Consider the following 4,538-nt stretch of genomic DNA (forward strand, 5'->3'; position numbering starts at 1 on the left):
TGCGCATCGCCGGTGTGCTGCTCGTCCACCAGGCGGGCGCAATAGAGTTCGAGCGCCAGCGCACCTTCCGCATAGCTCTTCTGTGCCAGGAGCATGCGTTTCACATCCGCGTGCTCGATGATGCGCACCTGCGGCGCAGCGGCGTCTTTGCCGCCGGTCGAGAGGGGTCGGCCCTGTGGCCGGTTCTTCGCGTAGTCGAGGCTGGCGTGGTAGCCCGCCATGCCCAGCATGGTGGCGGCCATGCCGACGCCGATGCGGGCTTCGTTCATCATGTGGAACATGCACTGCAGGCCGCGGCCCGGCTGGCCGACCAGGTAGCCAATGGCTCCGCTGTCACCGCGCACCGGGTACTTGCCTTCACCGAAGTTCAGCAGCGTGTTGGTGGTGCCGCGCCAGCCGCACTTGTGGTTGAGGCCCGCCAGCGCCACGTCGTTGCGTTCGCCCGTCAGTTGTCCTTCGGTGTTCACCAGCTTCTTGGGCACGATGAACAGCGAGATGCCCTTGACGCCGGGCACCAGCTTGCCGTCGGCATCGGGGATCTTGGCCAGCACCAGGTGGACGATGTTCTCGGTCAACTCGTGTTCGCCGGCCGAGATCCACATCTTGTTGCCCTTGAGGCGGTAGCGCGGTCCCAGCGGGTCGGCTTCGAAACCTTCGCCATCCGGCACAGCGCGCGTGGCCACGTCGCTGAGCGATGAGCCGGCCTGCGGCTCGGACAGGCACATGGTGCCGGAGAAGCGGCCGTTGAATTCGTTGAGCGCGAACACGCGCTTTTGGACGTCGGTGCCGTGCTTCATCAGCAGGTTGGCGTTGCCGGTGGTCAGCATGCCGCTGCCGATGCTGACCGAGGCCATGGCGAAGAAGGCGTTGGCCGCGGCTTCCACCGTGTAGGGCAGTTGCATGCCGCCGATGTCGTAGTCCTGTGCGGCGCTCAGCATGCCGCTCTCGGCATAGGCCTTCTGCGCGTCGTGCGTGGCCTGCGGCAGGATCACCTTCTCGCCGTCGAAGTGCGGCTCCTGCGTGTCCACCAGGCGGTTGAACGGCGCGTACTTTTCGCGCGCGATGCGCTCGCAGGTGTCGAGCACCGCGTCGAAGGTTTCGCGGCTGTGGTCGGCAAAGCGTTCGCGCTGGTTGAGGTGCTCGACCGACAGCCAGTGATTGAGCAGGAAATCGATGGTGGGACGCAGGCTCATGGCAGGGTTCGCTTCGGGCGTTCGGGGTGGTGGTCCGGTGGCGTTGTAGTGTGCCGCCGGCACACGGGGGGACAAGGGGCGTCGCCCGGGAAAACGGCGGTTTTCGTCCCAAGCGAGACAGTCCGCTGCGGGACAGTGCGCAGGGGCACTGTCCCCGGGGCCCGTCAGTGAACAGGCGTCACTGCGGTTCGATCTTCGCGTCGCGGATGGCCTTGGCCCACTTGGCGGTTTCGGTCACACCGCGTTTGGCCAGGTCTTCCGGCGTGCCCGGCTCCACCGCGAAGCCGATGCCGGCGAACTTGTCCTGCACCTCTTTGCTGTTGGCCGCGGTGTTGGCGGCCTTGTTGAGTTTGGCGATCACGTCGGCCGGCGTGCCGGCGGGCACGTACATGGCGAAGTAGGCGATCAGCTCGTAGTCCTTGGTGCCGAGGGCTTCATTGACGGTGGGAATGTCGGGCACAGCGGGCGAGCGCTTGGTGGAGGTGACCGCCAGGCCGCGCACCTTGCCGGCCTTGACCTGCGGCAGCATGACGGCGAAGTCGGCGCTGAACATCTGCACCACGCCACCGATCAGGTCGGTCATGGCGGCCGGGCCGCTCTTGTAGGGCACGTTGGTCAGCTCGATGCCGGCCATGCCGGCGAACATCTCGGTGGAGACCAGCTGCGAGGTGCTGGCACTGGCGAAGTTGATGCTGCCGGGCTTGGCCTTGGCCAGGCCCACCAGTTCCTTGAGGTTCTTGGCCGGCACGTCCGGGTGCACCGCGATGATCAGCGGCACCGAGCCCATGTAGGCCACGGGCGCAAAGGCCTTGTCCTGGTCGTAGGGCAGCTGCTTCATCAGGCTCTTGAGCGCCGCGTTGGTGCTGTTGGTGCCGATCAAGAGGGTGTAGCCGTCGGGGGCGGCCTTGGCCACGGCGTCGGCGCCCAACATGCCGTTCACGCCCGGCTTGTTGTCGATCACGATGGGCTGACCCAGCGCTTCCTGCATCTTCTGCGCGAAGGCGCGCCCGATCTGGTCGGTGGCGCTGCCGGCGGCGAACGGCACCACGGCCTTGATGGGCTTGTCGGGGTAGGCCTGGGCCAGCGCGGCGGTGGACACCAGCAGCGCGGTGGCGGTGAGGGCCAGTTGTCGGATCGCAGAACGCATCGATGTCTCCTTGGGTTGTGGTGGTGAAAAACGGTGAAGGGTCAGGGTTCCAGCGGCAGGTCGAGCACCGCGGCGCTCAACGTCTTGCCATGGGCGTCCAGCGCCAGTGAGCGCGTGACGCCGCCGGCCAGCGCGTCGAACAGTACGAAGTGCACAGCGCCCAGGTGCGGCAGTGTGTAGCGCTGCACAACGCCTTGCACCACACCGGCAAAGTGGGCCTGCACCCGTTCGGCGGTGAGCAGGCGTTCCAGCGTGGGGTAGTCGGCCGGGTCCAGCGCGATCACGCTGAGCGTGGCCCGGTTGCCCTTGTCGCCGGAACGCGCGAGCGCGATGTCCTGCAGGATGCGCCGGGTGGTGTTGTTGGTGGCGGTGGTGGGTGCCATGTCAGTCCTGCGCGTGCAGTTCGAGGATGTCGCAGCGCGGCCGCACGGCCGAGCGCGGCACCAGGGTGGACGCGGCGGCGATCACCTCGCGCACCGACTGTGTGACGCCCCCTCCCCCGGCCGGTCCGTTGAGGTAGAGCGCCTCCACCTCTTGCCCCACGGCTTCGGCCTGGGCACGGGTGGCGCAGCGCACCGCGAGGCGCACGCGGACTTCGTAGGGTTCGCGGTCGGCGCCCAGCTGCGGCCCGTGCATGGCGTTGACGCCGATGAGTTCGGCGCGGTGCTCGTGGCCTCTGAGGCCGTGGGGCAGCGTGGCGTCCTGCAGGCGCTCGCGCAGGATCTGCAAGGCCAGCTCGCCGCGCGCACGGGCACCCGGGCCGGCGTAGGAGATCTGGCCTTCGCCGATGAAGCCATCGCGGTAGCCCAGCGTGACCTTGAGCTGGTCGGGGCGCGGGTGGCCGCTGGCGCCCTGCACCGTCACACGGTCGGGCGCTTGTTCTTCAAACCGCACCTGCGAAAAATCGCCCACCACGTCGGCCTGCAGGTAGCGCGCCGGGTCTTCCACTTCGTACAGCAGCTGCGCGGTGCAGCTGAGCCGGTCGACCCGTCCGCCGGTGCCTGGCAGCTTGGTGATGACCGCACTGCCGTCCGCGTTCACCTCGGCCAGCGGAAAACCCACGCGGGCCAGGTCGGGCACGTCCACATGACCAGGGTCGGCCAGGTAACCGCCACTGACCTGGGCCGCGCATTCCAGCAAATGCCCCACCAGCAGTCCCTGGCCGAGCCGGTGCCAGTCGTCGGCCGTCCAGCCGAAATGGGCCATGAGCGGCGCAAGGAACAGCGACGGGTCGGCCACGCGGCCGGTGACGATGACGTTCACATCGGCCTGCAGCGCGGGCAGCAAGGCGTCGGCCCCCAGGTAGGCGTTGGCCGACACCAGCCGTCCGTCGAGCGACCGCACGGTGTCGGAAGAATCGATCAGGGGCACATCGTTCGCCCGGACCCAGGGCAGCACGTCGTCGCCGGTGATCACCGCCACGCGCAGGCGCAGCAGGCCGAGTTCACGCGCCACGTCCAGAACTGCGCGACCGGCCGCCATCGGGTGGGCGGCGCCCATGTTGGTGATGATGGTGACGCCGTTGCGCACGCAGGCCGGCAGTACGGCGCGCATGCGGGCCTTGAGCATGGGGTCGTAGCCCGCCTCGGGATCGGCGGCGCGGCGCAATTGGGCCAGCGCAATGGTGCGTTCGGCCAGGCATTCGAACACCAGCGCATCGAGTTCGCCACGCTCGGCCAGGTCGAGCGCGGGGTCGATGCGGTCACCGGCGTAGCCGGCACCGGAGCCGATGCGGTAAGGCGTCATGGACTGCAGTATGTCGGTGGCCGCGGGCAGCACCAGAGGAACAACCCGACGACCGCTTCGCGCCGGGGCCGTGGGTTCAGGCCGACGCCGCCGGCAACGCGGCGATGGTGCCCTGCGCCACGGCGCAGAGCTTTTCTTCGCCGTCCTGGAGCACAAACACATCGCAGCGACACACCGCCTGCGTCTTGCCCGGGTGCACGGCTGACGCGCGCGCGATCAGCCGATCGCCGATGGCCGGGCGCAGGTAGTTGATCTTGAATTCGGAGGTGACCACCGGCACGCGCAGCGCCGTGCCACCCGCATAGGTCAGGGCGTTGTCCGCCGCGTAGCTGAGCACGCCGCCGTGCACGAAGCCGTGCTGCTGTTTCACCGCGTCGGACACCGGCACGTGCAGTTCGCACCGGCCCGGCGAAAACGCGGCCAGCTCGGCTCCGATCAGCACCGACAAGGGC

The 4,538-nt window shown here is 68.4% G+C and carries 5 protein-coding genes; all 5 read right to left on the reverse strand.

What is annotated here, in order from left to right; translation table 11 throughout:
* Window positions 1–1,193, reverse strand: a 1,193-nt coding sequence (locus ACR2JA_RS01465; protein ID WP_434007370.1) for an acyl-CoA dehydrogenase family protein, incomplete at its 3' end; no start/stop codon positions are given.
* Window positions 1,194–1,371: 178 nt separating this feature from the next.
* Window positions 1,372–2,340 (reverse strand): Bug family tripartite tricarboxylate transporter substrate binding protein, encoded by a 969-nt coding sequence (locus ACR2JA_RS01470; RefSeq protein WP_434007371.1) that lies wholly within the window; start codon window positions 2,338–2,340, stop codon window positions 1,372–1,374.
* Between the two features lie 41 nt (window positions 2,341–2,381).
* A complete protein-coding gene (locus tag ACR2JA_RS01475) occupies window positions 2,382–2,723 on the reverse strand; it encodes an AtuA-related protein (protein ID WP_434007372.1) in 342 nt (113 codons plus the stop codon).
* 1 nt (window position 2,724) lies between these two features.
* Entirely contained in the window at window positions 2,725–4,086 is a 1,362-nt protein-coding gene (locus ACR2JA_RS01480; RefSeq protein WP_434007373.1) for an acyclic terpene utilization AtuA family protein, read from the reverse strand.
* 76 nt (window positions 4,087–4,162) lie between these two features.
* Window positions 4,163–4,538 (reverse strand): PaaI family thioesterase (locus ACR2JA_RS01485; protein ID WP_434007374.1); only part of this gene is annotated, 376 nt, incomplete at its 5' end.

The sequence above is a fragment of the Hydrogenophaga sp. genome, from assembly GCF_051007235.1.
Taxonomy (GTDB): Bacteria; Pseudomonadota; Gammaproteobacteria; order Burkholderiales; family Burkholderiaceae_C; genus Hydrogenophaga.

What these genes read in the sequence shown, in the direction of transcription:
- ACR2JA_RS01470 (WP_434007371.1), bottom strand. Translation starts at nt 2,340, where the DNA reads ATGCGTTCTGCGATCCGACAACTGGCCCTCACCGCCACCGCGCTGCTG.
- ACR2JA_RS01475 (WP_434007372.1), bottom strand. Translation starts at nt 2,723, where the DNA reads ATGGCACCCACCACCGCCACCAACAACACCACCCGGCGCATCCTGCAG.
- ACR2JA_RS01480 (WP_434007373.1), bottom strand. Translation starts at nt 4,086, where the DNA reads ATGACGCCTTACCGCATCGGCTCCGGTGCCGGCTACGCCGGTGACCGC.